At 65.1% G+C, this 22707-nt stretch carries 24 protein-coding genes; 9 read left to right on the top strand and 15 right to left on the bottom strand.

Going from position 1 to position 22707, the window contains the following annotated elements; all coding sequences use genetic code 11:
• Nucleotides 1-169: 169 nt before the first annotated feature.
• Nucleotides 170-1204: a histidine kinase gene (locus C8K18_RS11425; RefSeq protein ID WP_107707513.1), complete on the top strand. Its 1035-nt coding sequence runs from the start codon at nt 170-172 to the stop codon at nt 1202-1204.
• On the opposite strand, the gene C8K18_RS11420 is transcribed toward C8K18_RS11425, so the two are convergent.
• From C8K18_RS11420 to C8K18_RS11365, 12 genes are all read right to left on the bottom strand, one after another.
• Nucleotides 1174-1836: a response regulator transcription factor gene (locus C8K18_RS11420; protein WP_006046571.1), complete on the bottom strand. Its 663-nt coding sequence runs from the start codon at nt 1834-1836 to the stop codon at nt 1174-1176. The genes C8K18_RS11425 and C8K18_RS11420 overlap by 31 nt on opposite strands.
• 2 nt (nt 1837-1838) lie before the next feature.
• Nucleotides 1839-3083, bottom strand: a complete 1245-nt coding sequence (pqqE, locus tag C8K18_RS11415) for a pyrroloquinoline quinone biosynthesis protein PqqE (RefSeq protein ID WP_107707512.1) — start codon at nt 3081-3083, stop codon at nt 1839-1841.
• 4 nt (nt 3084-3087) lie between these two features.
• Nucleotides 3088-3357 carry a pyrroloquinoline quinone biosynthesis peptide chaperone PqqD gene (gene pqqD, locus C8K18_RS11410; protein WP_029965995.1) on the bottom strand — a complete coding sequence of 90 codons (270 nt, stop codon included), beginning with the start codon at nt 3355-3357 and terminating at the stop codon, nt 3088-3090.
• Nucleotides 3354-4091, bottom strand: a complete 738-nt coding sequence (pqqC, locus tag C8K18_RS11405; protein WP_006046574.1) for a pyrroloquinoline-quinone synthase PqqC — start codon at nt 4089-4091, stop codon at nt 3354-3356. Before pqqC ends, pqqD begins: the two co-directional genes overlap by 4 nt.
• A gap of 43 nt (nt 4092-4134) precedes the next feature.
• A complete protein-coding gene (pqqB, locus tag C8K18_RS11400) occupies nt 4135-5055 on the bottom strand; it encodes a pyrroloquinoline quinone biosynthesis protein PqqB (RefSeq protein ID WP_107707511.1) in 921 nt (306 codons plus the stop codon).
• Nucleotides 5052-6032, bottom strand: coding sequence for an alpha/beta fold hydrolase (locus tag C8K18_RS11395; protein WP_165919815.1), 981 nt, complete (start codon nt 6030-6032; stop codon nt 5052-5054). The genes pqqB and C8K18_RS11395 overlap by 4 nt, the downstream gene beginning before the upstream one ends.
• A complete protein-coding gene (locus C8K18_RS11390) occupies nt 6029-6595 on the bottom strand; it encodes a cytochrome b (protein ID WP_029965989.1) in 567 nt (188 codons plus the stop codon). The genes C8K18_RS11395 and C8K18_RS11390 overlap by 4 nt, the downstream gene beginning before the upstream one ends.
• Before the next feature lie 14 nt (nt 6596-6609).
• Nucleotides 6610-7470 carry a formylmethanofuran dehydrogenase subunit C gene (locus C8K18_RS11385; protein WP_107707509.1) on the bottom strand — a complete coding sequence of 287 codons (861 nt, stop codon included), beginning with the start codon at nt 7468-7470 and terminating at the stop codon, nt 6610-6612.
• Nucleotides 7467-8426, bottom strand: a complete 960-nt coding sequence (fhcD, locus tag C8K18_RS11380; protein ID WP_107707606.1) for a formylmethanofuran--tetrahydromethanopterin N-formyltransferase — start codon at nt 8424-8426, stop codon at nt 7467-7469. The genes C8K18_RS11385 and fhcD overlap by 4 nt, the downstream gene beginning before the upstream one ends.
• 46 nt (nt 8427-8472) lie before the next feature.
• A complete protein-coding gene (locus C8K18_RS11375; RefSeq protein ID WP_029965985.1) occupies nt 8473-10185 on the bottom strand; it encodes a formylmethanofuran dehydrogenase subunit A in 1713 nt (570 codons plus the stop codon).
• Nucleotides 10182-11591: a formylmethanofuran dehydrogenase gene (locus C8K18_RS11370; RefSeq protein WP_107707508.1), complete on the bottom strand. Its 1410-nt coding sequence runs from the start codon at nt 11589-11591 to the stop codon at nt 10182-10184. Before C8K18_RS11370 ends, C8K18_RS11375 begins: the two co-directional genes overlap by 4 nt.
• Before the next feature lie 356 nt (nt 11592-11947).
• Complete coding sequence (locus C8K18_RS11365; protein WP_107707507.1) at nt 11948-12736, bottom strand: HisA/HisF-related TIM barrel protein; 789 nt, start codon at nt 12734-12736, stop codon at nt 11948-11950.
• 13 nt (nt 12737-12749) lie between these two features.
• On the opposite strand from C8K18_RS11365, the gene C8K18_RS11360 reads away from it, so the two are divergent.
• The 3 genes from C8K18_RS11360 (at nt 12750) to C8K18_RS11350 (ending at nt 15697) form a co-directional block, all read left to right on the top strand.
• A complete protein-coding gene (locus C8K18_RS11360) occupies nt 12750-13826 on the top strand; it encodes an ATP-grasp domain-containing protein (RefSeq protein ID WP_107707506.1) in 1077 nt (358 codons plus the stop codon).
• The gene (locus tag C8K18_RS11355; RefSeq protein ID WP_107707505.1) at nt 13823-14962 is read left to right on the top strand and encodes a hydantoinase/oxoprolinase family protein; all 1140 of its coding nucleotides are present in this window, start codon (nt 13823-13825) and stop codon (nt 14960-14962) included. The genes C8K18_RS11360 and C8K18_RS11355 overlap by 4 nt, the downstream gene beginning before the upstream one ends.
• A 144-nt stretch (nt 14963-15106) precedes the next feature.
• Nucleotides 15107-15697, top strand: coding sequence for an aspartate/glutamate/uridylate kinase (locus C8K18_RS11350; RefSeq protein ID WP_006046586.1), 591 nt, complete (start codon nt 15107-15109; stop codon nt 15695-15697).
• Between the two features lie 77 nt (nt 15698-15774).
• Here the strand turns inward: C8K18_RS11350 and C8K18_RS11345 are convergent, their stop codons facing one another.
• The 3 genes from C8K18_RS11345 to pqqA form a co-directional block, all read right to left on the bottom strand.
• On the bottom strand, nt 15775-16518 hold the full coding sequence (locus tag C8K18_RS11345; RefSeq protein WP_107707504.1) for a (5-formylfuran-3-yl)methyl phosphate synthase: 744 nt from the start codon (nt 16516-16518) through the stop codon (nt 15775-15777).
• 52 nt (nt 16519-16570) lie between these two features.
• Complete coding sequence (locus tag C8K18_RS11340; protein ID WP_107707503.1) at nt 16571-17155, bottom strand: DUF447 domain-containing protein; 585 nt, start codon at nt 17153-17155, stop codon at nt 16571-16573.
• A 99-nt stretch (nt 17156-17254) separates the two neighbouring features.
• Nucleotides 17255-17329, bottom strand: a complete 75-nt coding sequence (pqqA, locus tag C8K18_RS11335; RefSeq protein WP_013342881.1) for a pyrroloquinoline quinone precursor peptide PqqA — start codon at nt 17327-17329, stop codon at nt 17255-17257.
• Between the two features lie 317 nt (nt 17330-17646).
• Here pqqA and C8K18_RS11330 point away from each other — a divergent pair, with 317 nt between their 5' ends.
• The 5 genes from C8K18_RS11330 to cbbX all read left to right on the top strand — a co-directional run bounded on the left by C8K18_RS11330 (nt 17647) and on the right by cbbX (nt 22688).
• Complete coding sequence (locus tag C8K18_RS11330; RefSeq protein ID WP_258230478.1) at nt 17647-18756, top strand: DUF2515 family protein; 1110 nt, start codon at nt 17647-17649, stop codon at nt 18754-18756.
• A 23-nt stretch (nt 18757-18779) separates the two neighbouring features.
• Complete coding sequence (locus C8K18_RS11325) at nt 18780-19382, top strand: flagellar biosynthesis sigma factor (protein WP_107707501.1); 603 nt, start codon at nt 18780-18782, stop codon at nt 19380-19382.
• Between the two features lie 255 nt (nt 19383-19637).
• The gene (locus tag C8K18_RS11320; RefSeq protein ID WP_006046590.1) at nt 19638-21137 is read left to right on the top strand and encodes a form I ribulose bisphosphate carboxylase large subunit; all 1500 of its coding nucleotides are present in this window, start codon (nt 19638-19640) and stop codon (nt 21135-21137) included.
• Nucleotides 21138-21263: 126 nt separating this feature from the next.
• Nucleotides 21264-21692: a ribulose bisphosphate carboxylase small subunit gene (locus C8K18_RS11315; protein WP_006046591.1), complete on the top strand. Its 429-nt coding sequence runs from the start codon at nt 21264-21266 to the stop codon at nt 21690-21692.
• A 3-nt stretch (nt 21693-21695) separates the two neighbouring features.
• A complete protein-coding gene (gene cbbX / locus C8K18_RS11310; RefSeq protein ID WP_107707500.1) occupies nt 21696-22688 on the top strand; it encodes a CbbX protein in 993 nt (330 codons plus the stop codon).
• Nucleotides 22689-22707 lie beyond the last annotated feature (19 nt).

The following is a 22707-nucleotide window of genomic DNA, read 5'->3' as shown; positions in this document are numbered from 1 at the left end:
GGACGCAGCCGCGTGGCGGCATACGTAGCGCTTTCTTTCAAGGTGTGCAAAGCTTCGCATGCGCGCTCGCGTGAAGGCTCGGGAGCTTTTCCCGAAATCGCGAGGAAGCGTTCCCAAACTGCTTGCGACGAACTTCGTGTCCGATTGGCCTGACTAGAATGCAAACGTGATGTCGAGCGAATCCACCCAACCTCATCAAACGCGCCGCAATATGCCGCGCAATCCGCCGCATTCAGCGGTGCCGCGCGATCTTGCCTGCGTGCTCGCGCTGACCTTGCTCGCGGCCGCGCTCGGCTCGCTGTTCGATGTCAGCGAGCGCGCTTATCGGTGGACGCGCGGCGTCGAGCGCTTTCAACTCGACGAGTTGCCGCTCACGCTGTGCGTGCTGTCGCTGGGGCTTGCGTGGTTCGCGTGGCGCCGCTATCGCGAGACGCGCAGCGAACTCGCGCATCGGCGCGTGCTGGAAGAAGAGGCTGAACGCCTGCTCGCCGACAACCGGCGTCTTGCGAACCAGGCGTTGCAGGCAGAGGAACTCGAGCGCCGCCACCTCGCGCGCGAACTGCACGACGAACTCGGCCAGTACCTGAACGCCATTTCACTCGACGCAGCACGTATCCGCGATCTCTCCGCCGCGCGCGAGCCGGAGATTCATCGCATATCGGTGGAATTGATGCGGAGCGCGAGCCATGTGTATCGGCAGATCGGCGGAATGATTCGGCGCTTGCGGCCTATCGGTCTCGACGAATTCGGCTTGCCGAGCGCGCTCGAGCATTGCATCGACGGATGGCGCGAGCGCTTGCCCGACGCGTCGTTCTCGCTAACGATAGAAGGCGATTACACAGGGCTCAGCGACGCGCTCACCATCACGCTTTACCGCCTGGTGCAGGAAGGGCTGACGAACGTGTCGAAGTTCGCGCGGCACTCGCGCGTGGAAGTGTTTATGGTGCGCGCGCCGCGCGAGGCGCAAGCGCCGCAGAAAAGTGCCCAAAAACGCGCGCCAATCGATGAAATCGTCGTAACGATGGCCGACGACGGTCCCGGCGTCGACCTCGATGCGCCGCGCGCGGGCCTGGGGCTCATCGGCATGCGCGAGCGGGTCGAAGCGCTAGGCGGCGAGTTTCATGTCGCGAGCAAGCCCGAAGGCGGCTTCCTGTTTTGCGCACGCGTGCCCGCTCAAGCGGGACTGGCGGAGCCGGTGAACTGAAGGCCGAGGCGGCTTGCCATTTGTGCGAGTTGCACACCGTTGTCCGCGCCGAACTTCTGCCGGATCACCGACTGATGATTGGCCACGGTCTTCTGGCTGAGGCCCAATTTTTCGGCGATGCTCGGCAGTGTGTAGCCTTGCACGAGCAAACGCAAAACCTCGAATTCGCGCGCGGACAACTGCCGTCCGGGCGGGCCTTCGCTGAATGCATTGCGCAGCGCGAGTGCCTGCGAAATGTCGGGGCTTAGATAACTGGCGCGCCGCGCGATCGTGCGCACCGCTTCGACCAGCACGTCGGGCGCGCTGGCTTTCGTCACATAACCGAGCGCGCCGGCGTCGAGTGCGCGGCGCACGAAAATCGCCTCTTCGTGGACGCTGAAGATCAGCACGCGCGCATCGGCCTCGCGCGCGAGCATGCGCCGCATCGCTTCGATTCCGCTTGCGCCCGGCAACGAGACATCCATCACGACGACATCGGGCCGCAGCGCGCAGAAGCGCTGATAGGCCTGAGCGGCGTCGGCTGCTTCACCGCACACGTGCACGTCGGCATTCACTTCGAGTAGACGCCGGTAGCCTTCGCGCACTACGGCGTGATCGTCGACGAGCAACACTGAAATGTCCGCCGCTGTCATGGTCAACCCCTGGTGTGGCCGTTGTCGTTTGGCTCGTCGTGCGCCGTTTTTTGCACCTTGTTTTGCGGTGCATGCGCGCCCGTCAGCTTGCGCGAGTTTGCATCGTTGCGGAACATGATGGGCTGCTCTCGTGGTTCATGCGCCGCCGCCGCGAGACGCGTCACGTCGACCACTTTTTCATGCAACGGCGACTTGTCGCAGACAGGGTCCGCATTGGCCGCATCGCCGGTGAGCAGATACGCCTGGCAACGGCAGCCGCCGAGATCGTTTTCCTTCTCGTCGCAACTGCGGCACGGCTCTTTCATCCATTGCAGACCGCGGAAACGATTGAATGCGTCGCTCTCGTACCAGATCTCGCGCAGGGGCATGTCTTTCACATTCGGCAGCACGAGGCCGGGCAGCGCGCGCGCCGCGTGACAGGGCAGCGCAGCGCCGTCCGGCGCAACGCCGAGGAACACCGCGCCCCAGCCGTTCATGCAGCGCTTCGGGCGTCGCTCGAAATAGTCGGGCACGACGAAGAAAATCTTGCAGCGGTCGCCATGCGTGCGCCGATAACGTTCGACCACCGCTTCGGCTTCCTCCAGTTGTTCGCGGGTCGGCATGAGCTGCGCCTGATTGTGATGCGCCCAGCCGTAGTACTGCGTGTTCGCGAGTTCGAGGTATTCGGCGCCCATCGCGAGCGCCATGTCGATGATCTTGTCGACGTGGGGCAGGTTGTAGCGATGCAGCACGCAGTTCAGCACCATCGGAAACCCATGCTGTTTGATCGATGCCGCGACGCGCTGCTTCAGATCGAACGTGCGCGTGCTGCTCAAGAAGTCGTTGAGTTCCTGAGTCGAGTCCTGAAACGACAACTGAATGTGATCGAGCCCGGCCGCTTTGAGGTCGCCGAGGCGCTTGTCGGTGAGACCGACGCCCGAGGTGATCAGATTCGTATAGAAGCCGAGCTTGCGCGCTTCGCCGACCAGCACTTCGAGGTCGTCGCGCATCAGCGGTTCGCCGCCTGAAAAGCCCAATTGCGCGGCGCCGAGCGCGCGCGCCTCGCGCAGCACGCCGAGCCATTGTTCGGTGCTGAGTTCGCGATTGTGATCGGTGTAGTCGACGGGGTTATAGCAGAACGCGCAATGCAGCGGGCAGCGATACGTCAGTTCCGCGAGCAGCCACAGCGGCGGCGCGACGCTCGCGGGCGTCGCTTCGGGCTGTGCTTCAGCGTGAATGTCGGCAGCAGGTTGCGAGAGATCGGTCATTGCGCTACTCCAGCCATCCGCGCGAATGCGCTTCGGTCACGAATGCGCGTACTTCGGGGCCAAGTCCTGTTGCGTTGAACGCCTGCTCCAGATCGGCGATAAGCGTTTCGATATCGCGCGTGCCGTCGCAACGCTTGAGGATTTCCGCCGCGCTCTGATTGAGCTTCACCATCCCTTCCGGATAGAGCAGCACATGCGCGTTCTGCGCCGGTTCCCATTGCAGCCGGAACAGCTTGTTGAGCGCGGGACGATCGGCGTTGGACGTGTCGTTCATTGCGGAAAGGCCTTTTCGATCGAGTCCAGCATGGTCCACAGAATGTCGAGCTTGAATTGCAGAATCTCGAGCGCGCGTTCCTGCTGTTCGCGCCGCGTGAAGTAATTCAGCGTGACTTCGAGGCCGTGCTCCACGTCGCGCTGCGCGAGCGTGATGCGCGAGCGAAAGTAGGCGAGGCCGGACGCTTCGATCCACGGATAGTGTTCGGGCCAGCTCGCGAGCCGGTCGCGATGAACCTGCGGCGCGAACATTTCGGTGAGCGACGAGCACACCGATTCCTGCCACGGCGCGCGGCGCGCGAAGTTCACGTACGCGTCGACGGCGAAGCGCACGCCAGGCGTCACGTGTTCGAGCGACCACAGTTCGTCGCGCGAGAGGCCCACTGCATCGCCCAGACGCGCCCATGTTTCGATGCCGCCTTCCTCGCCGCCGTAGCCGTCGTGATCGAGAATGCGCAGCACCCAGCGGCGGCGCGTTTCGCGATCCGGGCAATTCGACATCACGGCCGCGTCCTTCAGCGGAATGTTGATCTGATAGTAGAAGCGGTTCGCGACCCAGCCGCGAATCTGTTCGGGCGAGCAGCCGCCGCTATTCATCTTCACATTGAACGGATGATGAATGTGGTACGCCGTGCCTTTCGCGCGCAACTGCGCTTCGAATTCCTCACGGGTCCAGGCTTCGTCGCGGGCGCGCTCGCTGCCTGGCGTCGTACCCAACGTGTCTTTCGCGTTCATGCAATCTCCCGTTCCTGCGCGACGCGTGCTGCGTGGCCGCGCTTCATAGTTCGAAGGTCATGCCGTCGTAGGCAACTTCAATGCCGTGCTCCGTGAGAAGGCGGCGTTCCGGGCCATCCTCGACGAGAATCGGGTTGGTGTTGTTGATGTGGATCAGCACCTTGCGCGCGTTGTTTGCGTCGAGCGAATCCAGTACTTCAATCATGCCACCAGGTCCCGATTGCTGCAGATGACCCATATCCGCAGCGGTTTTCTTCGAGAGGCCGAGGCGGATCATTTCATCGGCGGTCCACAGCGTGCCGTCGACGAGCAGCAGATCCGCCGCGCGCATCGCCTCGAGTACGTGCGGTTCGATCTCGCCGAGACCGGGCGCGTAAAAGACGCGCTTGCCGGTCTGCCGGTTCGTGAACACGAGCCCGATGTTGTCGCCGCGCTCAGGCGAATTGCGATGCGGCGAGTAGGGCGGCGCCTTGCTGGTGAGCGGCAACGCGTCGATCTGCACGCCGGGCAATGCGTCGACGCTGAGCGGCGCGCCGTCGAGCACGATCCGCCGATGCTCGACGCCGCAGTAGTGCGAGAGAATCGGCGCGATTGGAAAACCGCTCGTCAGGTCCTGCCAGACGGCGTCGGTTGCATGGAGCGGCAGCGGCGTGTCGCGCTCGCGCAGCATCAGGAGGCCGGTGACATGATCGATTTGCGCGTCGATGACGAGCACCGCCGCGATGCCGCTGTCGCGCGCGCGGCGGGCCGGTTGAAGCTCCGAGTTCGCGGCGATCTGCGCGAGCAGATCGGGCGACGCATTCACGAGCAGCCAGTCCTCGCCGTTCGCGCTCACCGCAATCGACGATTGCGTGCGGCGCGTGGCCTTCAGCGTGCCGCGCCGCACGCCGTCGCAATTGCGGCAGTTGCAGTTCCACTGCGGAAAGCCGCCGCCCGCCGATGAGCCGAGTACCTTGATTTTCATGCCGCGCGGCGCAGCGTGCGCCCCTCGTCGGTGAGTGGAAGAAACATTGTTGTGAGTGCATCGGCCACGCGTGCATGCAAAGCGGGATCGCTTGCAAGATGGCCGGCGCGCACGCATTCAATGTGAGCATTGGGAACCGCTCGCGCGAGGCGTCGCAGATTATCCGGCGGACACACGGGATCGCGCGAACCGTGCACTGCAAAGAGCGGTACGCCGGCCGCGGCGGCGCGGCGCGCGAACGACAGCAACCGCGCTTCGCCGAGCCAGCAGCGATGCATCAGGTAATGCGCCTGAATGCGGTACTTGCCGATGAGCTTGCGGCTGTCCTTATGCGAGAGCCTGGCCGGTACGAGCCTGCGCCGCGTGTTCGCACTCGCGAGCACGGCGTTTTCATAACCGCGCCATGCGAGCGCGAGCTTGCGCTGCTGGACGTCGCTTGCGCGGCCGCGTTGCAGCCGCGCATGGCATTGCGAAAGCAGCGCAGCGGGGCGCTTGCAATGCGCAGCGGCGCAGAGCTTTTGCCATGCGCGCGGCGCGCGTTTTTGCGACGTGACGAACAGGCCGCGAACCTCGCGCATCGACGTGAGAAAAAGGCCGCGCAGCACCACGCCCGTCACCGATTGCGGATGCCGTCCCGCATAGGCGAGCGCGAGCGCTGCGCCCCACGATCCGCCAAGCACGCCCCAGCGTTCGATGCGAAGCCGCGCGCGTACCGCTTCGATGTCTTCGATCAAGCGGTCGGTGCGATTGCGGCGCACGCCGCCGCGCGGCGTCGAGGCTCCAGTGCCGCGCTGATCGATCAGCACGACCCTGAAGCGCGTCAGGTCGAAGAGCCGCGTTGCGTCAGGCTGACTGCCGCTGCCTGGGCCGCCGTGCAGGACGACGACCGGCACGCCGTCGTCGGCGCCGGCAACCGCGAACGACACGCGATGCGCGTCGCGCGTGCGCAGCGTGCCGGTTGTTCGCGCCCGCGTCATGGCAGCATCCTCGCGAGCAGATTGTCGCGGTCGATCCATTGATGCTTGATCGCGCCCGCCACATGCAGCACGATCAGCGCGATCAGCAGATACGCCGTCACCTCGTGAATGCCGAAGAACAGCTCGCGCAAGCCGCGATCGTCCCAACCCCACTTCGGCAGAGGAATGCCCCAGAAGCGCGTCCCATAGCGATTGAACGACGAGCCCAGATAGCCCGACACAGGCATGACGACCATTGCCACGTATAAAAGGCCCTGCGTAGTGCGCGCGGCGGCGCGTTGCCACGGTCGCATCGGCGGCAGGGGCGGCCGATGAAAGGCCGCCCGCGCCGCGATGCGTAGAAGCACCAGCAGGAAAACTGTGAGTCCGATGGATTTATGAAGGTTCAGCAGCGTCGCCTTGAGCGGCAGGCCCTTCGGCAGTCCGACCATATAGAGCCCGAGCGCAAGCAGGCCGATGATGCCGAACGCGATCAGCCAGTGCAGCGCGATCAACGAACCCGCATAGCGCTGCGTGGACGTGTCGGCGCGGCGTTGTGCGGAAGAAGCATGCGCGGTCGTCATCTCTGCCTCCCTGGTTAGCTCATCACGAGTATTTCGCCGCGCCCGTCGACGGCGGCGTCGCCCGCATAACGGCGCGGCAGCGCGGCCGCGCGCCACTTCGAAAACGGCGCGATTTCGCCCGCGAGACTGCGTACGAGCAAGGACCAGAATACGTCGAAGCCGCGGCCGCCGTCGGCGAAAGTGGGCGGCAGACTAGTGGGACGCTGCGCAAGCAGCAGGGTTCCGCGCCGCATACCGTACGCATAGTGTGCGCCCAACCGGCCTGCAATGCCGATGGTCCCCGCCACGAGCCGCGACGCCGCGAAGTCGCCCGCATCGCCGCCGACCAGCACGAGCCCGCGGCGCATCCGGTCCGCGAGCCGCGCGCCCGCGTTGCCGTGAATCGTCAGCGTGCCGCCCGTCATTCCTTCGACGTCGCCGGCGAGCGCGCCCGCCGCGAAATCGCCGCAATCGCCCGCGACGGTCAGCCGTCCGCCGCGCATTTCGCAGGCGGTGAAGTGGCCGGCGTCGCCGTCGATACGCAATACGCCGCCCGCCATCTGGAAGCCGCTGTGATCGCCCGCCGAACCGCGCACGATCAGATGGCCTTGCGTCATGCGCGCGCCGAGACGGTCGAGCCACGGGACGGCGTCTTCGATCACGAGCGCGGCTTCGGCGGGCTGTGCGTTCTGCTCGTCCTTTGCGTCGGGCGCTGCGTCGCCGTTGCGCGACACATCGAATACATCGCCGACGACGCAACGATCGTTGCCCGCCGGCAGCACGAGGCGCTCGATGTCCGCGACCGCGAGCGCCGCGAGCGTTGCGGGCAGCAACGCCGAAGCATCGACGCGAAAACCCGGTGCGGTACGCACGCGCAATGTCGTCACGACGCTCATGCGCTGCTCCCGCCGAGGCCGCCGGCCAGTTGATGCAGATGGAAGTGATACGGGCCGAGCTTGCCGCCGTAATTGCCCGCGGAAATGCGCAGCAGGCCGCCCGCGCGCCCGAGTCCCGCAGCCGCGACGATGCCCGCCGTCATCGCCGCGCCGACATCCGCTTCGGTGAGTCCGTCGATCACGATTTCGAGCACGCAGCCCACTTCCGCGCTCAACTCGCTGCGCGCGGAGAGGCCGGCGAGCGTGGGACAGAACGCGTCGTTGGTGGACGCGGTCGCGCCTTTGTACTTCGAGCCGACCTTCGATCCCGACCGCACGACGCCGCCAGGAAACGGCAGGATCACGCTCGGCAGGCGGCGCATCGCGTCGACGGCGGCTTCGGCGGCGGCGAGCGCAGCGTCGATGTCGCGCGCGAGCAGGATCAGATTGCCGCCGCCCACGGCCTTCACCGTGGGCGCGGTTTCTTCGCAGACGAACTCGCCGTCCATCACCGGCACGCGCCAGTAACGCGTGTCCCCGAGCATCTTCGAAATCTGCCAGCCGTCGCCGAAAAAGCGCAGGTTCTTGCCGAGCGGCGCGAGATCCGACAGCGGCGCGCGGCTCGTTTGCGGATCGATGCCGCGATACACGGCCGTGGTCGGACACGTGAGCACGCATTGGCCGACGCGCCGCTCGATCTGCTTCGCCAGTTCCTTCGACGACACCGCGAACAGCAGCACCGCGACGCCTGGCCGACCATCCGGCGTGTCGTCGCCCTCGAGCGTGCGTTCGATGCCGGCCTCGCAGCCGCAGCCGATCACCGAGGTCGCGAAGCCCGTCAGCGAGTGCGCCGCGTTCATCGCCCACGCCGGCGTATGCGCGGTGATGACGAGCCGCGTCGCCTTCATCGGAAACGCTTCGGCGAAGGTGGCGTCGATCGTGGTGCCGTTGATCTGCAGGGTCGGCGTGTCGCTCATCGTGTGCGGGTCACGGTTCGGGGTGACGGTCGTCGGGTCAGCGGTTTCAGCCATGTCGTTGACCGTTCGCGAAGCATTCGACCGGCAACAGCTTGCCGCCGCGGCAGCAGTGGCAGATCTCGTCGTCGCCGATTGCGGCATGCGCGAAGTTGCTCGCGAGATTCGCTTCGCTGTACGCGCGGATTCGCTTCTCGATGCCGCGGTCGAATTCGGGCGACACGAAATGGATGCCGCCCGTCGGCGTCGAGACGAGCGTGCCGTCGCGCGCGACCAGTTCGCCGTCCTTGAACACATAAGCGGGCGACGTGAACATCCGCTCGCGGTCGGCATCGTCGCGATACACGGCGATGTCCGCCGCCGCGCCCACGCCGAGATGGCCGCGGTCCTTCAGGCCGAGCAGACGCGCCGGCCCCGCGCGCGTGATGGTCGCGATCTCGTACAGCGAGAATTCGCGCGTCAGTTGCGGCAACGCGCTCGCCACTTGCGCGTCGGGATGCAGCTTCGCGAGTTGCTCGTCGCGAAACGATTTGTCCATCAGCAGACGAATCAGATGCGGATAGCTCGTAAACGGTCCGCCGTTCGGATGATCGGTCGTCATCGCGACGCGCCACGGGTCGTCCACCAGCAGAAAGATTTCGAGCCCGATGATCCACTGCAACGCATTCACGTAGCTCTGCTCGCGATAGCGGAACGGCACCACGCCGCAGCCGGCGTCGCATTCGATGTCGCCGACCACCCACTTGTGCGGCCGCGCAAGCGGCGCGTTGCGGAACTGCATCATGGTGTCGCCGGAAGCGGTGACAGTCTGCCCGAAGATGATCTGACCGACGTCGATGGACACATTCGGCCGCGCATTCACGGCTTCCGCGATGCGCCGCGCGCCCGACGAAAACTTCTGCGGCCCTTCTACGCCATAGCTATGAAACTGGATATGCGTGAGGTGGATCGGCAGGCCGTCGGCGGCGTCCATCGTCGCGATGGTCGAATCGATGTTGCCGGGCACGCCGAGATTGCTCGCGTGCACATGCAGCGGATGCGGCACGCGCAGTTCGGTGAGCGCGCGTGTCAGCGTGTGCAGCACTTCGCGCGGCGTGATGCCGTAATGTACGTGCGGTTCGTCGACATCGAGCGAGCGCTGGTTGAACTTGAACGCCGAGATGCCGCCTGGATTCACGACCTTCACGCCGAGCGCCTTGCTCGCATGAATCGTCCAGCCGACGTAGTCGCGCAGACGCTCGAAATCGTCGCGCGCGGCCAGCATTTGCAGGAACAGCTCGTCGTTGCCGAGCATCACGTACGCGCCGTGATCGATGATCGGCGTGTCGCCCATCTCGAGGTGCGTGTGGCGCGCGTTGGAGGCGATCATCGCCGGTTCGAATGCGGCCGTGTAGCCCATTTCGGCGTAACGGTAGCCGGTTGCGAGCGTGCCGGGCGCGCAGACGCCGCAAGACGGCAGGCGCAGATAGCGGCCGTTGGCGTCCTGCACGGATTCGTAGGATGCGTCGCGCACGGGATCGTCGCGATGATCTTCTGGCAGCAGGAGACGTGACAGATTGGTCTTGCCGCCGCCGATATGCGAATGCATGTCGATGCCGCCCGCCATCACGATCATGCCGGTCGCGTCGTATTCGCGGTCGGCTGGAGCGTTCGCGGGGACGTCGACGATGCGGCCGTCGCGGATCGCCAGGTCGCGGCGCTCGCCGTCGACGCCGTTGGCCGGATCGAAGAGGGTGCCGCCCTTGAGGCGGATGAGCGTCATGGCTGGGCCTCTGCGTGAGACGCGGCGAGCGGCGTGGCCAGCAGCGCGCCAAGCTTTGCGGCAATCGTCGCGACTGATGGAAGCGCAGTGCGGCGAGCCGCCGAGAGCGGCATCACGACCGAGCTGTCCACCCGGAACAGATGCCCGCCGCTGTCCACAGCCGGTGTCGCCACCGGAATAAACACGGTGTTCTTGCCGCGAGCCGCCGCGCGCTGCGCGAGAGCCGGATGCCCGAGCACGATGAGCGGCACATCGTCGGCAAGCGCTTCGGGCCACGCGGGCGGCGCGAAACTCGCGACCCACAAGAGCGCGTCGACTTCGCGATCCGCGAGCAGTCTTTCGGTACGATAGCGATACGGCTCGTAGTCGAGCGGCGCAGTCCCCGCGATACGCGCCGGTGTCGATACGCGAGTGCGAAGCGGCAGGCCCGAGAGCCATGTCACCGTCTGGTTGACCGTCAACGCGCCGTCATCGCCGCCGAGCGCGAGGCCGCCCGCGCGCGACTTTAGATTCGACGCCTTCACGATCCGGTTCAACGCTTCGATCAGCAACGCCGCATGAGGGCCGGGCAACGACGCGGGTTCGTACACGAGCACCGTGTAGCGCGCGGCATCGATGCGAGCCTGTAGCGCCTGCAACGCGGCAAGCGTGCGCTGCGCGGCTTGCGCATCGGCGACGTCCTGATGCAGCGAAGTCGGCGGACGGCGATCGCTGATCGTCGACCACAGCGCGAGCGTATCGAACGGATCGGCGTCGGGCAAAATCGACTCGACCCGCACATGCTCGCAGCCAGGTCCACTCGCCGCCGGGTCCGCTTCGCAGCCGATGAACACGAGCTCGCGCGGCGTCGTCGTTCCCTCGATGGTTCGCGTGAAAAAGCGCGGATAGCGCCGCGATGGCTGGCAGCCGAAAAACAGCAGCAAATCGGCGCGCGACCGCACTTCGGAAAGCGTCGTGAAGAACGAGCCGCGGTCCTGAAGCGCGAGCGTCGCGGCGCTCATTGCATCGCCATGCCGATGATCGAGGATCGCGCCGCAGCCGGCAGCGAGCGTGTACAGCGCACGCGCGCCGGCCACATCGGTCGCCAATGCGCCGAACAGCGGCCGCGGCGCTGACGACAGAATGTGCGCCGCGCGCGTGAGCGCCGCGTCGAGGTCCACCGCGTTTCCGTCGATGCTCGCACTGCATTGCGCATCCGCGGCGCCATAGTGCGTGAGCGCTTCCAGGAGGCGCGGGCAGTCGGTGTTCTGCGCGGCGAGCGTCGCGTCGTCACGCGATTCGATCGCGAGGTCATCGCAGAGCAGCGGACAGAACGGGCAGGTCCAGTCGCGCGTGATCGACGCGGCGGCCGAGGTGGCCGCGCCCGAGGGGCTGGTCGTCGACGGATCGGTGGGCGAGAGGTGCATGGGGCGACTTTTAGCAAGCTCCATGCCGACGCGTTTCATCGCGCGGCAATAGTGCGGTGCAAATGCATGGTGCTTAGGTCGCGTTGTGCTTGAATGTGTATGCCGGGCGAACGGCCGCGAGGGCGCGCCGTGTCCGAACTCAGACCCACAAACGCCTGCCGATTGAACAGCGTGCCCGACTTCGCGAAGGCCGCCCGCTGCGCCGCGCCGCGCTATGCGCCTGCGTTGTCCGCGTACAGGTTGTGTGCCGTTCTGGAGCAGAGTGTCACCCGTGGCCGGCGAAAGCACGATAAAGCCTGGCCGTTGTTTACCACCGCACCGCTTCCGCCGATTGGCATGGAACTTGTTTTGCTCGCCTACGTCGACGCTGCGAGCGGCAGGCCGATGCGGCCATCGTGCAGCGCCGACGCGACGAGCCAAGCGCTTGCGCCGGTACGGGCCGCAGCAGCCAGATCGCCGCGATCGCGAATGCCGCCCGCGCCGATCACCTGAGTATCGGCAGGCGCGCTGGCTCGGATGCGTTCGAAGGTGGCGAGATCGGGACCGTCGTAGCTGCCGACCTGATCGAGCGTCATCGCGATGACTCTGCGCGGCCACCATGAGCGCGCGGGCTCATGGCATTCGTGAGCGGCAGCGGCGCTAAGCAGTTGGCCGGCGCGATGGTCGAGCGAGAGGATCGGCGAGGTTGGCGAGGCTGGCGAGGTTGGCGACGCGGTTGTTTCGGCGGCGCGCAGTGCGTGAATGTCTTGCAACGATTCGGTGCCGAATACCGGCACGAGCGTCGCGAGCGCGTGCTGTGAGTGCTGCGGGTGTTGCGGGTGCTGATTGCTTGCGTCGATGCGCGCGAACAGCGCCTGCATCGACGCGAAGTCGGCATAGCCCGCGTCGAGCCAGATGTCGATGCCGGGCAGCGCGGCGCGCAACGCGGCAAGCGTCTCGATGTGAGCGCGCCGCTGAAGGATCGCGCCGAGGTCGGCGATGTAGAGCGTGCGGGCGCCGCTTGCAGCAAGCAGCGCGCGGGCGATGGCAAGCGGCTCGCTGGTGGCGGCAAGCGACGAACGTATCGGCAGATAGGCGCTCCGTTCGCCGCGCACCGCGCGCACGACGTGGCCGTCGAGCAGATCGAGAACCGGTATCACCTGCATAGGGGCGCGTCCTTTGACCAAGATCTTTGTCTTCGAGTATCTCACCGGCGGCGGCATCGACCCGGCATTGGCCGGCGCGGCGAGTCTCGCCGACCTTAGCGCGCTGATCGTCGAAGGCCGCGTGATGCGCGACGCGCTGGTCGCGGACCTGCGTCAACTCGACGATGTCGAGGTGAGCTTCGCAACCTCGCGCTTCGAAAACGTCGACCCCGCGCTCGCTCATTGTATGGCCGCGCCGGGCGAATCGATGACGGCTTTCGTCGCGCGCGCGGCTCGCGAACATGACTACGCATGGATCGTCGCGCCCGAATGCGACGGCTTGCTGCTGCATCTGTACGACGCGGTCGGCGCGGCGCGCTGGCTCGGCTGCGCGAAGGAAGCGATCCGCGTCACGTCGAGCAAGAGCGCGACCGCCGCGTGCCTCGCCATGCACGGCATTGCGACCACGCCGGCCATCGAGCCCGGTCATGCGGCGGCCCATGCAGCGGCCCACGCGGGGCGCAAGTGGGTCGTGAAGCCGGATGACGGCGCGGGCGGACTCGACACCTTCGTATTCGACGATTTCGCCGAAGCCTGCACCGAATACGATGCGCGCGCGGCAGCGGCGCGTAATCCGGTGTTGCAGGAGTGGGTCGACGGCGAGCCGCTGAGCCTTTCGCTGATCTGCGACGGCAAAGGCGTCGAACTTGTCAGCATCAACCGGCAACGGATCGGGCTCTCGGAGAGCAAGGCGCCTGGGCAGCGCGCGAGCATCGTCGAATTCGACGGCGTGACGGTCAATCAGATCGACAAGGCCAGCGACCAGGGACGGGTGCTGCGCGAACTCGCTCATCGCGTCGCGGAGGCGATACCGGGGCTGCGCGGGTTTGCCGGAATCGATGTGGTGTGGCATCCGTCGCGCGGTCCTGTGGTCATCGAGGTCAATCCGCGACTGACCGTGGCTTATGCGGGTTTGTCGGCGGCGCTTGGGCGCAACCTTTCCGCGGTGTTGCTGGGCGCGCATGGGGTTCGGGTCGGAGAACCTCGCGAAACCACGAGCGCGGCGGCGCGCGAGTTCGACACTCACTCCGCTTGCGGAGCGCAGCCATGAACGCGCCGCGCATGGAACCGGTAGGCCGCTCGCCGGTGTTCGGCTGGGACGTCGGCGGCGCGCATGTGAAGGTGTCGATGAGCGATGCCGACGGCGTGCTGCTCGACGTCGGCCAGTGGGCCTGCCCGTTGTGGCAAGGGCTCGAACATCTCGAGCGCACGATCGACCTTGTATTCGAGCGCTGGCCGGTCGCGAAGACCTACGCGGCGCGTCATGCGGTGACGATGACCGGCGAAATGGTCGACCTCTTCGAGGACCGCTCGCAAGGCGTGCGCGCGATCGCCGCCGCACTGGCGCAGCGGCTCGGGCCGCGCGTCGCTTTTTACGCGGGCGAGGCCGGCTGGTTGACGCGCGAGACGTGCGCGGCCGGCTGGCGCAGCGTCGCGTCGGCGAACTGGCTCGCGACCGCGCACTGGCTCGCGACGCGCGTGCCGAATGCGTTGCTGATCGACATCGGCAGCACGACGACCGACATCATTCCGGTCGCGAACGGGCGTGTGGTTGCGCGCGCATCGACGGATGCCGGGCGGCTCGCGACCGGCGAACTCGTGTATCAGGGCGTGGTGCGCACGCCGCTGTGTGGCATCGCGCGGCGCATCGAATTCGGCGGCGCGGCCGTCAACGTGATGAACGAATGGTTCGCGAGCACCGCCGACGTCTACCGGCTCACGGGCGAACTCGCGCCGCAATACGACCTCTACCCGAGCGCCGACAACGGCCCGAAAACCGAATTGGCGAGCCGAAGGCGGATCGCGCGGATGATCGGCCGTGACGCGCACGAAACGAGTCCCGCCGAATGGCGCGCGTTCGCGTTGCGCTGGCGCGAGCTGCAATTGCGCGAGATCGGCGCGAACCTGACGCGCGTCACGGCCGCGCATCCCGAACTGGCCGCCGCGCCGCTGGTGGGCGCGGGCTGCGGACGTTTTCTCGCGGCGGCGCTCGCGCGCGAGGAGGCGCGCGGCTACATCGATTTCGGCACGCTCGCGGGAGGCGCGGCGGATCAGGCGGAGTGGGCGGCGACGTGTGCGCCGAGCGTCGCGGTGGGTTTGCTGGCAGCGGCGCGGTATGGGAATGCGGGCGACGTGACGGCCGGCGAGGGCGCCGCGAGCGTCGATGCGGCTTTTCGCGCCGCGTGAAGGGGACGCGGCCGATGCAGTGATTGTGGCTAGAGGAAAACGCAGGCAAACGGCACAAACCATCCACAGGAGGACCGGCATAGAAGCAAACAGGCAGCGAAGCGGACAAGCAAACGAGGTTAATCGCAAACGAGGACGACGATCATGTGGGTGGTCAAGATCGGGGGCAGCCTGAGTCATGAGCCGGCGCTGCGCCAATGGCTCATGGAGCTATGCGAGGTGGGGGGCGGGCGCATCGTCATCGTTCCCGGCGGCGGCGATTTCGCGGACAAGGTGCGCCAGTACCAGAGCGAGTGGTGTTTCGACGACCTCGCCGCGCACAACATGTGTCTGCTCGCGATGACCCAGTACGCGCTTCTGATGCAGGGCGTGCTGCCCGAACTCGTGCTGGCATCGAGCGAGGCGAAGATCCGCCGCGCGCTGCGCGATGGGCACGTCGCCGTCTGGGTGCCGACCGCGCTGATGCGCGACACGCCCGACGCGATGAGCAACTGGGACACGACCTCGGACAGCCTCGCCGCCTGGCTCTCGACGATGCTCAACGCCGAGCGCCTGATCGTCGTGAAGTCGTGCCCGATAGCGGGAAACGAACGGCTCGACGCGCTCGCGGCGTCGGGCGTGGTGGACCGCCGTTTCGTCGATTACGTGAACGAAGCGAACTATGTGGTCGAGCTTTTCAACAAGGACAACGTCGAATTGATGAGAGACCGGCTGTTGAATACGCCGGTGATTTGAAGGCTGCCGCAGTGGTGCATGCGTTACCTGCACGACATGCGGCTCTTGCGGCGAGCCGTTGTCGCCCCGCGCGCTCATTAAACGCCGAGCGTACCCACCACCACAGAATCCACGTCGCCACCCGCGCCTCGAACGCCGCCCGATCCGCTATGCAGCGCATCCGCCCAATCGGCGACGCGTTGCGGATCGAGCCGCGAGCGCCGGCCATCGACGCACAACGCCGTGCGAAAGCCCGCCACATCCGGCGCAAGCGCGCGAATCTGTTCCAGTTGAGCGAGGCCCAGCGAGCCGGCGAGGCCGCACATCGCGCCTTGCTGGCGCACGAGCCGCAGCCAGCGCGCGAGCGAATCGCTGTCCACGTGATCGAATAACGTACTGCCGTCTTTCGTCGAGGTGTCGAACATCACGCCGACAAAACCAAGCGACGCGGCATGCGCGACCAGTTCACCCTCCATGCCGCCGTCGCACAGCAGCACCGGCACGACCGCCGCCGGCAGATTCGCGAGTTGTTCGAGGCAACGGCGCGCGGCCGGTCCGGGCGTCACGCCGACCTTCACGTAATCGACGCCCGTATCGCTCACATCGATCACGCGCGCGGCGATTTCGTCGAGCGCTTCCGGCGGAAGGTCGCCGATCGTCGCGCTGATCGGCTTGACCGGATAGCGGGCGCGCAGCTCCCGGACGATCCGCGCAATATCGCCAATCGACAAACCGCCCAACGCGCCCGCGTTCGGCTCTTTCAGGTCGATCAGGTCCGCGCCGGCGCGGGCCGCGTCGAATGCTTCGTCGTGCGAGCGGACGCTCGCAAGCAATGCCGTCATCGGTGTTCTCCGAAAAAAGCGGAAAAAGCGGGAGGGATACGAAATAAGCGAACTAGGCGGCCTGGCCGCCGGGCGATGCAAGCCGCTCGCGATGTCGCGCGATCGCCGAAGTGAGCCATCCCCACGCGGTGCGTTCAATGTCGCCGGCGGTTTTGTCGATGGCGATCTGCAGATAGGCCATCTCGCGATCGACCTTGTCGGCCGGCAGCATGAAGAGCCGGCTCACGAGAATCGAGCCTTCGACGACCGCCGCCTGCGCGCGGTTAAAGCCCGTGAAGGGCGCATGCGTTTCGCGGTGCGCGCATTTCATCCGCAGCACGGGGCGCTCGTTGTCGTCGCGTAGTTCGTGCAGTTCGAGCTCGGCGTGCGCGAGCGATTCGGCGAGTCTCACGCTCGCGACGCGGCTCGCGGCGAGCGTCGGCCAGTCGGTTGCGCAATGCGTGACGCAGCCGGCGAAAACGCGGACGTCGGTGGTGAAGTTGAGAACCGCCGCGCGCGTGGCGACGATATTGTCGAGCGTGACGGACGGACGAAAAGGCGACAGGATGACGAAGTCGCCCTCGTAACGGGCTCCCATCGGCGCGACATGTGGACGGCCATCGCTCGCTGCGGTAGTGACGATCGTTTCGTGGATCATGGATGGGAACGCATGTCGTGGCAGCACGTCAGGCCGCCCGTATGGCTGACGATTAACAATCGGTCCGCAGAGGGGCCGCATTACGCGGCCCATGCGGGCTTAACGCGTAGCGATATACATCGTGATTTCGAAACCAAAACGCATATCGGTGTAGCTCGGAGTCGTCCATTGCATATGTGCTTCCTCCATCGGTTGATACAGCGTCACGCCGTCGGTCCGGCAAGGCGCCGGACTTCATGGGCATCATCGGCTACGCAAGGTTCGTGCCGCAATGGCAATCGCACTCGATGCAGCCGATGCCGCGCCGCGACACGGTTTTCGCCGGATAGCGGCGGCGGTAGCTTCGCACACCGCGTGGATGCCTGACGGCATTTCGTGCGGCGCACTGTTCCGATAATGCAGCAAAGTGTGCCACCGCGCAGCAAAGACCCTGGTGCGGGTGTCACTTAGGGTTTCCGCCTGTTTTAAGACCGTGAAGCGAGGCAGGGCGCTTGGCTGCGACCAAAAATTTACGTTTGCGTCGCCGCGCAAAGATATGTTTCTGGATCGTCCGTAAGGATTGCGAATGCAAAACGGAAACCATGAACGAGAGATCTATGGGGTGCGGCAAGCGTCGGTGTCCGGTCTGTTATCCCAAGTGGCAAGAAGAGGAACAAGAAGCGAGGCGGAAAGCGGCGGAAGATAAGCAGGACTGCATCAACTGTTGGCTCAACCTTCAAAAGCGGGCCGAGGAGATTGCCTCCAGCGCCGACCCCGTCGCACGAAACAGGCGCATCAATGCCGCGTACGCCCAGCTATGGTGGAACGACCGCCGTTTTCAGTGGGCGGGTCTGGCGGCGTTCGCATCGAAGCAGGTCGGCTGCGGCCTGCTCAATGCCGCGGACATGATCAAAAAATCGAATCGGCAGCGCGACGCATATCAACGCTGGGAGAAGGAAACGCCGCGCCTCGAAAGAATGTCGCCTTACGGCAGTCCGCGCATGCCGTTGCCCGATCAGGCGGCGGGCGAAGCTGCGACCAGGGTGTATCAAATGCTCGGCAAGGGCAACACGGCGTTGTTCCTCGACATCTGGCCGCTGCACATGTTCTACCGGGAGTTCGGACTCGCTCGCTTCAAACGCTGTCTGCCGGAGAGACAACTGATAAAAAGCTCGGTGTGGTGGCCGATTGGTGAGTCGGTACCGTTCGGCACACCCAGGAAGGAAATCGAAGACGGATTCGCTGCAATAGATCGCGGGGACATCAAGGCGAGCGTGGTGTCCCTCGCACGCCACGAGCAGCTCAATATCTTGCAGCCTGCCATGTACAACGATCCTCTGTTCACCAACCTGTTGCGCGCGAACCAGCTCGCCTGGGCGTTGCATATTCCGACTGGCTCTGCTCAGGAGATTCAGTTGACACTCGCGAACAAGTGCACGCTCAACGGGGCAAACGCTAATAGCGAGGTGTTCAGCAAACAGCCACTCGCGGATCTCGCCGATCCGGTTCAACGCATGGCGTTCGTGCTGCGCGCCGCTGATCGATTTGACGAGTTGCTTCGCCACTCGTTGCAGAAGTATGACGTGGAGAACTCCATTTATCTGATTGCCCACATGAAATGATTACGCGTAAAGGAAAACCTGCATTGTTCGTCTCGCTTGGCGGTGCCGTGCTCATTGGGCTCGTGTGCTTGAGCGCGTATCGCCTGGCTCGTTGCGCTGACCACGTCGTTCTGACGCTAGGCGAACCGTATGAGCACGTGCGCAAGCAGTCACGCTCGACGCTGCCGCCCGTTGTGCCTCGAGTGGGCTGGATGGGTGTCTTGACGCGTCCTGCGCAATTGCGCTTCAGCGATCCGCAGTACGGCTTCGCGACGCCAGCAGCCAGATTTCTGTCGGTCAAATACGATCGCGACGGGATGGTCGAGGGCGTGACTCTCTCACCACAGGTCGACGCCTTGCCGCTTGACGACGTCCTGGCCATTGTCATGGACTTGCAGGATCAATTGCGGCGCGCACATTGGCAAGCGTTCCGCGCCAGCCGCTGGCGCCCCATCGAGAACACCGCGGATTTTCGGCGCGCGATTCGCAACTGCGATGATCCAACTTCCTATTGGAACGGCGGCGCGAAATATCAGATTGCGCTGGACATTCGATGCTTCCGGCCAGAAGGACGGAGAGACAAGGAGCGGTTCCTGATTACGCTTGACCTCAATCGACCGTGGATGGGCGACCGCCCCGACGAATAACGGGCTCGCCCTCTGAATGGCCGTCACACGCCCGCCACGAGCGTTCCCCACGCAACCGCCGCACGTCGACACCCATGCGTCGCTCACAAAACCATCCCACCTGCCAAAACCCCACACCACCCTGTGCGATGAATAACCTATCGCTTAACTCTGCCAAATAAAATCGTGAATTCCCGTCGATGACGACCTTGCCTACAGTGCACACAAGCGCTTCGTTCTTCCGGCAGCGCGCCTGTCCACCATCGAGGATACGTCATGAACGATTTCAGTCAACCGGCGATCGAGTCCCTCCACAAGCCGCGCAATGCGGGCGATCCTCGCGAGCGTTATGCCGCGGGCGTGATGAAGTATCGCGAGATGGGCTACTGGCAACCGGATTACACGCCGAAAGACACCGACGTCATCGCGCTGTTTCGCATCACGCCGCAGCCGGGCGTCGATCCGGAGGAAGCGGCCGCCGCGGTGGCCGGCGAATCGTCGACGGCAACCTGGACCGTGGTCTGGACCGATCGCCTCACCGCGTGCGACATGTACCGCGCCAAAGCGTATCGCGTCGATCCGGTGCCCGCGTCGAGCGCGAGCGAGCCGCAGTACTTCGCGTACATCGCGTATGAACTCGATCTCTTCGAGGAAGGCTCGGTCGCGAACCTGACCGCGTCGATCATCGGCAACGTGTTCGGCTTCAAGCCGCTCAAAGCGCTGCGCCTCGAAGACATGCGCATACCTGTTGCTTATCTGAAGACTTTCCAGGGACCGCCGACGGGCATCGTCGTCGAACGTGAACGGCTCGACAAATATGGCCGGCCATTGCTGGGCGCAACCGTGAAGCCGAAGCTCGGCCTCTCGGGCAAGAACTATGGCCGCGTCGTCTATGAAGGTTTGCGCGGCGGCCTCGATTTCTTGAAGGACGACGAGAACATCAACTCCCAGGCTTTCATGCACTGGCGCGACCGTTTCCTGTTTTCGATGGAAGCGGTGAACCGCGCGCAGGCCGAAACCGGCGAGGTGAAGGGGCACTACCTGAACGTCACCGCGGGCACGATGGAAGACATGTACGAGCGCGCCGAATTCGCGAAGCAACTGGGCTCGTGCATCGTGATGATCGACCTCGTGATCGGCTGGACCGCGATTCAGTCGATGGCGCGCTGGGCGCGCAAGAACGACATGATTCTGCACCTGCATCGCGCGGGACACAGCACGTACACGCGGCAACGCAATCACGGCATTTCGTTTCGCGTGATCGCGAAGTGGCTGCGCATGGCGGGCGTCGATCACGCGCATGCGGGCACCGCGGTCGGCAAGCTCGAAGGCGATCCGCTGACCGTGCAGGGCTTTTACAACGTGTGCCGCGAGGCGCATAACGAAGTGGACCTGTCGCGCGGCATCTTCTTCGATCAGCCGTGGGCCGGTTTGCGCAAGGTGATGCCGGTGGCCTCGGGCGGCATCCACGCAGGGCAGATGCATCAACTGCTCGATCTGTTCGGCGACGACGCGATCCTGCAGTTCGGCGGCGGCACCATCGGTCATCCGGGCGGCATTCAGGCGGGCGCTGTTGCCAATCGCGTCGCGCTCGAGTGCATGGTGAAGGCGCGCAACGAAGGGCGCGACATCCGTCAGGAAGGGCCGGAGATTCTGGAAGCAGCGGCGCGCTGGTGCGGGCCGCTCAAGCAGGCGCTCGATACGTGGCGCGACGTGACCTTCAACTACGCGTCGACTGACTCGCCGGATTTCGCGGCCACGCCGACGGCAGCCTAGGTCGTTAAGCAGCTTAAACCCCGCATCAAAAGATCACGGATGCAAGTTCGCAGCGGTGCCGACGCACCGCGCGTGACACCGCTTGCGCCGTCCGAACGTTGCAGTCAATCAATCGCGAGGTACGTCATGCGTATTACACAGGGCACGTTCTCCTTCCTGCCTGAATTGACCGACGAGGAAATCGGCTTGCAGATCGACTATGCATTGAGCCAGGGCTGGGCCTGTTCCGTCGAATTCACCGACGACCCGCATCCGCGCAATACGTATTGGGAAATGTGGGGCCTGCCGATGTTCGACCTGCACGATGCAGCCGGCGTGCTGCAGGAAGTAAAAGCGTGCCGCGCGGCAAGGCCCGATCATTACATCAAGGTCAATGCGTTCGATTCGGTGCGCGGCTTCGAGACGATGCGCCTGTCGTTCATCGTCAATCGTCCCGATCATGAGCCGGGCTTCCGTCTGACGCGTCAGGACGGGCCAGGACGCTTGCAACACTACGGCCTTGCAGGCTATGCGAGCGACCGGCCTTCGGGCGAACGCTACGGCACGGAGCATTGACACATGAACCTCGCGCTGCCGCCCCATATCGATCTCGCCGCGCTGTATCGCGACTCGGGCATCGGCGACGTGCTCGCGGAACTCGACCGCGATCTCGTCGGGCTCGTGCCGGTCAAGACGCGCATCCGCGAGATTGCCGCGCATCTGCTGGTCGAGCGTGCGCGCGAATCGCTCGGTCTCGCGAGCGGCGCGCCGACGCTGCACATGTGTTTCTCGGGCAATCCGGGCACGGGCAAAACCACGGTCGCGCTGCGCATGGCCGAGGTCTTGCACCGGCTCGGCTACATTCGCCGCAATCATCTGGTGTCGGTCACGCGCGACGATCTGGTCGGCCAGTACATCGGCCACACCGCGCCAAAAACGCGCGATGTGCTGAAGCGCGCGATGGGCGGCGTGCTGTTCATTGACGAAGCGTATTACCTGTACCGTCCCGAGAACGAACGCGACTACGGTCAGGAAGCGATAGAAATCCTGCTGCAAACGATGGAAAACCAGCGCGACGATCTCGTCGTGATCCTCGCCGGTTACGCGTCGCGGATGGAAGTGTTCTTCGAGAGCAATCCGGGTTTTCGCTCGCGCATCGCGCATCACATCACGTTTCCCGATTACGGCGACGCGGAATTGCTCGACATTGCCGAGCGCATGCTCGCGACGATGCATTACCGCTTCGACACGGATTCGCGGCGCGCTTTCGCGGACTACCTCGCATTGCGCACGCGTCAGCCGAATTTTGCCAATGCGCGCTCGGTGCGCAATGCTCTCGACCGCTCGCGGCTGCGCCAGGCCAATCGTCTTTTCGCGAGAGCGATCGACGGCGGCGCGCCAATCGACGCAGCCGCGTTGACGCTGATCGCAGCCGAGGACATTCGCGCGAGCCGCGTGTTCGCCGAAGCGTCCGCCCATGCGTCGAACGCAGATACGCCCGACGCGCCCGACGCGCCCGATGCGCCCGATGCGCCCGAAGCGCACCACATCACCCCCGCGCCGCCAGGCTGAAACAGAACAACCTCAGGAG

The organism is Paraburkholderia sp. GV068 (genome assembly GCF_003058125.1).
Taxonomy (GTDB): domain Bacteria; phylum Pseudomonadota; class Gammaproteobacteria; order Burkholderiales; family Burkholderiaceae; genus Paraburkholderia; species Paraburkholderia graminis.
The sequence above is the reverse complement of the archived record's forward strand: the minus strand, read 5'-3'. Positions and strand labels throughout refer to the sequence as shown.

Coding starts and splice junctions, on each gene's coding strand:
- C8K18_RS11425 (WP_107707513.1), top strand. CDS start 170: ATGTCGAGCGAATCCACCCAACCTCATCAAACGCGCCGCAATATGCCG.
- C8K18_RS11420 (WP_006046571.1), bottom strand. CDS start 1,836: ATGACAGCGGCGGACATTTCAGTGTTGCTCGTCGACGATCACGCCGTA.
- pqqE (WP_107707512.1), bottom strand. CDS start 3,083: ATGACCGATCTCTCGCAACCTGCTGCCGACATTCACGCTGAAGCACAG.
- pqqD (WP_029965995.1), bottom strand. CDS start 3,357: ATGAACGACACGTCCAACGCCGATCGTCCCGCGCTCAACAAGCTGTTC.
- pqqC (WP_006046574.1), bottom strand. CDS start 4,091: ATGAACGCGAAAGACACGTTGGGTACGACGCCAGGCAGCGAGCGCGCC.
- pqqB (WP_107707511.1), bottom strand. CDS start 5,055: ATGAAAATCAAGGTACTCGGCTCATCGGCGGGCGGCGGCTTTCCGCAG.
- C8K18_RS11395 (WP_165919815.1), bottom strand. CDS start 6,032: ATGACGCGGGCGCGAACAACCGGCACGCTGCGCACGCGCGACGCGCAT.
- C8K18_RS11390 (WP_029965989.1), bottom strand. CDS start 6,595: ATGACGACCGCGCATGCTTCTTCCGCACAACGCCGCGCCGACACGTCC.
- C8K18_RS11385 (WP_107707509.1), bottom strand. CDS start 7,470: ATGAGCGTCGTGACGACATTGCGCGTGCGTACCGCACCGGGTTTTCGC.
- fhcD (WP_107707606.1), bottom strand. CDS start 8,426: ATGAGCGACACGCCGACCCTGCAGATCAACGGCACCACGATCGACGCC.
- C8K18_RS11375 (WP_029965985.1), bottom strand. CDS start 10,185: ATGACGCTCATCCGCCTCAAGGGCGGCACCCTCTTCGATCCGGCCAAC.
- C8K18_RS11370 (WP_107707508.1), bottom strand. CDS start 11,591: ATGCACCTCTCGCCCACCGATCCGTCGACGACCAGCCCCTCGGGCGCG.
- C8K18_RS11365 (WP_107707507.1), bottom strand. CDS start 12,736: ATGCAGGTGATACCGGTTCTCGATCTGCTCGACGGCCACGTCGTGCGC.
- C8K18_RS11355 (WP_107707505.1), top strand. CDS start 13,823: ATGAACGCGCCGCGCATGGAACCGGTAGGCCGCTCGCCGGTGTTCGGC.
- C8K18_RS11350 (WP_006046586.1), top strand. CDS start 15,107: ATGTGGGTGGTCAAGATCGGGGGCAGCCTGAGTCATGAGCCGGCGCTG.
- C8K18_RS11345 (WP_107707504.1), bottom strand. CDS start 16,518: ATGACGGCATTGCTTGCGAGCGTCCGCTCGCACGACGAAGCATTCGAC.
- C8K18_RS11340 (WP_107707503.1), bottom strand. CDS start 17,155: ATGATCCACGAAACGATCGTCACTACCGCAGCGAGCGATGGCCGTCCA.
- C8K18_RS11320 (WP_006046590.1), top strand. CDS start 19,638: ATGAACGATTTCAGTCAACCGGCGATCGAGTCCCTCCACAAGCCGCGC.
- C8K18_RS11315 (WP_006046591.1), top strand. CDS start 21,264: ATGCGTATTACACAGGGCACGTTCTCCTTCCTGCCTGAATTGACCGAC.
- cbbX (WP_107707500.1), top strand. CDS start 21,696: ATGAACCTCGCGCTGCCGCCCCATATCGATCTCGCCGCGCTGTATCGC.